We start from the raw sequence: 2484 nt of genomic DNA, 5'->3' as shown, positions 1-2484 counted from the left end.
GGCGACCGCGGACAATTCGACTCCGCTGTCGAGCCTCACCCGCACGTTGGCTTTCGCGACGCGTTTGCCGGCGTGTTGCAGCGTGAACGTCACCGTACGACTGGGACGTTCGGCTTGCAGCGTCACGCCGTTGAGCACGCGGTCCCGCAATTGATTTCGAACGATCATCTCGTGGGCTCGGCTTCCGTCCTGGCAAGTCGCATCAATGACGATGCTATACCAACGGTGTTTGTTCACCGGCAACCAGACTTCAAAGCCGCCGTCTTTGACATCGGGTGTCAAGCTCTCCAACACCTGAGCGTTATACTTGATGCTGATCCGCACCGTCGCGGCATGGACCGATTGGCCGTCTTTGTCGTGGATTTTGCCGCGAAGCCGCATTTCCAGCGTGTCGCCGCTGCCGCGAATCCAATCAGGCACTTGGGACGCATCGTCGCCGCAAGCCGTCACGGCAGTGAAGCTAAGCATGATCGTCAAGATCGATGCGAAGATGAATCCCAACGGATCAGCCGCGACCGTTTTTACACTCATGATGAAATCCTTGAAGTCAAAGGTTGTACCGAAGGTCCCAGGTCTCATGCGGCCTATTTGCAGCGCAATCATGCTGAAGGCATTCCCAGAAAGACCGTCGGTGATCACGTTGCCACCGGCGGCGAAACGCTACCGTCGCGAAACGCGCGGCGACACGACTGGAGCCGCCGTGTTAATGACTGATGCGACGGCAGACTCCCGGATGGCGTGACAAGTAGAACACGTCACCCCCCCCGATTGCAAGTTATTTGCTCGGCAGATCCGTCGGCCGAGGGTGGACTCGACCTCGGGGCGTGTCCGTCAAAAGTCGAGGGTTTTCCCCATCTCGTCCGACGTTCCACGGCATTACCGTACTTCCTTCGATCGTGGTGGACAGTCCTGAACTACGTTTTCTTACGCGCCCCGACAGATACGGGTTGATGTGATCATCGTTGACAGTACCTGGAGAAAATTTTGGAAAACATTGCCATGCCTCGCCAGACCATGCCCGGTTCGAGCACGATCAAACGCATAGAGGCGTTAATCGACCGCCCTGACCTGCTTCATTCGCCCCCCGAAGTCGCGCAATCACTGTTGCAGCTGACCAAAAACGACGACTTCGGTCTGCACGAGATCGTCGATTGCATCCGGGCCGATCCGGCGATGTCCAGCCGCGTGTTACATGTCGTCAACTCCTCTCGCTACGGGTTGAAAACATCGGTGACCAACCTGCACCAAGCCGTATCGCTGTTGGGCGAACGAAGCATTCGCTTGATCGCGATGACCTTCAGCATTGCCAACGCGTTTTCCACCGGTGCAGCGCGTGAGCTCTACAACGACTTTTGGCGACAGGCGTTGACGACCGCGGCGGCCGCCCGTCGACTTGCCGTCCACTTGGGCGGTGTGGATCACAATGATGCCTACACGACGGGGCTGCTCAGTCATCTAGGCACGCTGGTGTTTGCACAAGTCGAAGGTGAAAAGTACCTGACGCTGTACCGGAGCAGCTCGAGAGAACGTCTGTTTCATTTAGAAAGACAAACATACGGCATCAATCATGTCGACATCGGGGCACGCGTGTTGTCCAAATGGCAGTTTCCCGACGTGATTTGCGATGCCGTTGGAAACCATCGCAACGCGGAACTCGACGATCCTCTCACGGTGATCGTCCACGGCGGCACGCTCGTCTCCGACGCACTTTGGTACGCCGGGGACGAATCGATCGCGAACTGCCGCGGTTGGCTGAAAGACCGATTTAATCTTACGATCGACGAATTCATTGAATTGGCGTTGGCGTGTCGCGACGAAGTTCAGCTGGAACTGGAGGTTTATGGTGTCGACGCAGACATGCCAATCGATCCAGAGGAATTATTGGAACAGGCACGCCGGCGGTACATGGAATCGTCGCTGACCACCGCATTGGACTTCGATTCGTACGGATCCGTGTTCGGCGAGGAATGAGTGCAACCGGCGGCCACCGATTCACCCCCGAGCCTTTTCCAGTAATCGGCTCAGTTCCTTGAGTTCCGAGCGGGTCAGGTGCCCCATCAATTGCTTGTGCAGATCATTGACCGGGCCGTCCATTTTTTTGAGGACCGCCCGCGCCTTCTTGGTGATTTCGATAAACACGACGCGGCGGTCTTCGGTGCTGCGTCGTCGACTGACCATGTTCTGTTTTTCAAGCCGATCGATCAATCCCGTGATCGCCGGGACCACTTGAATCATCCGCTCGGCGATCTCCAAACACGGCATCGGTTTGCCTTCACCGCGCAGAATGCGCAGCACGTTGTACTGCGACGCCGTCAACCCGAACTCGCGGAACAGCCGACCGAAGCGATTCTGGAGCTGGTCATTGGCCCGCAACAGGTTCAACAACGCCTCCTGCTCGGGTGACGAAAACGGTTTCTTCTTCTTCAACTCTCGCTGTAACCGGCCGCTTGTCATGATTGCCTCTCGCGGGTCGTGTTGGATTAG

3 protein-coding genes are annotated in these 2484 nt (G+C 57.0%); 1 reads left to right on the top strand and 2 read right to left on the bottom strand.

Annotated features, from left to right (window positions below):
* Positions 1-531, bottom strand: a 531-nt coding sequence (locus ABX749_RS29425) for a hypothetical protein (protein WP_372899181.1), incomplete at its 3' end; no start/stop codon positions are given.
* A 468-nt stretch (positions 532-999) separates the two neighbouring features.
* On the opposite strand from ABX749_RS29425, the gene ABX749_RS29420 reads away from it, so the two are divergent.
* The gene (locus tag ABX749_RS29420; protein ID WP_372899180.1) at positions 1000-1971 is read left to right on the top strand and encodes an HDOD domain-containing protein; all 972 of its coding nucleotides are present in this window, start codon (positions 1000-1002) and stop codon (positions 1969-1971) included.
* 21 nt (positions 1972-1992) lie between these two features.
* On the opposite strand, the gene ABX749_RS29415 is transcribed toward ABX749_RS29420, so the two are convergent.
* Positions 1993-2484: MarR family winged helix-turn-helix transcriptional regulator (locus tag ABX749_RS29415; RefSeq protein WP_372899179.1), on the bottom strand; the 492-nt coding region annotated here is incomplete at its 5' end.

It is taken from the genome of Stieleria sp. (assembly GCF_041595215.1).
Lineage (GTDB): Bacteria > Planctomycetota > Planctomycetia > Pirellulales > Pirellulaceae > Stieleria > Stieleria magnilauensis.
The sequence above is the reverse complement of the archived record's forward strand: the minus strand, read 5'-3'. Positions and strand labels throughout refer to the sequence as shown.

Bases quoted from the DNA above. Each gene is read 5' to 3' on its own strand.
- ABX749_RS29420 (WP_372899180.1), top strand. From the start codon at position 1,000: ATGCCTCGCCAGACCATGCCCGGTTCGAGCACGATCAAACGCATAGAG.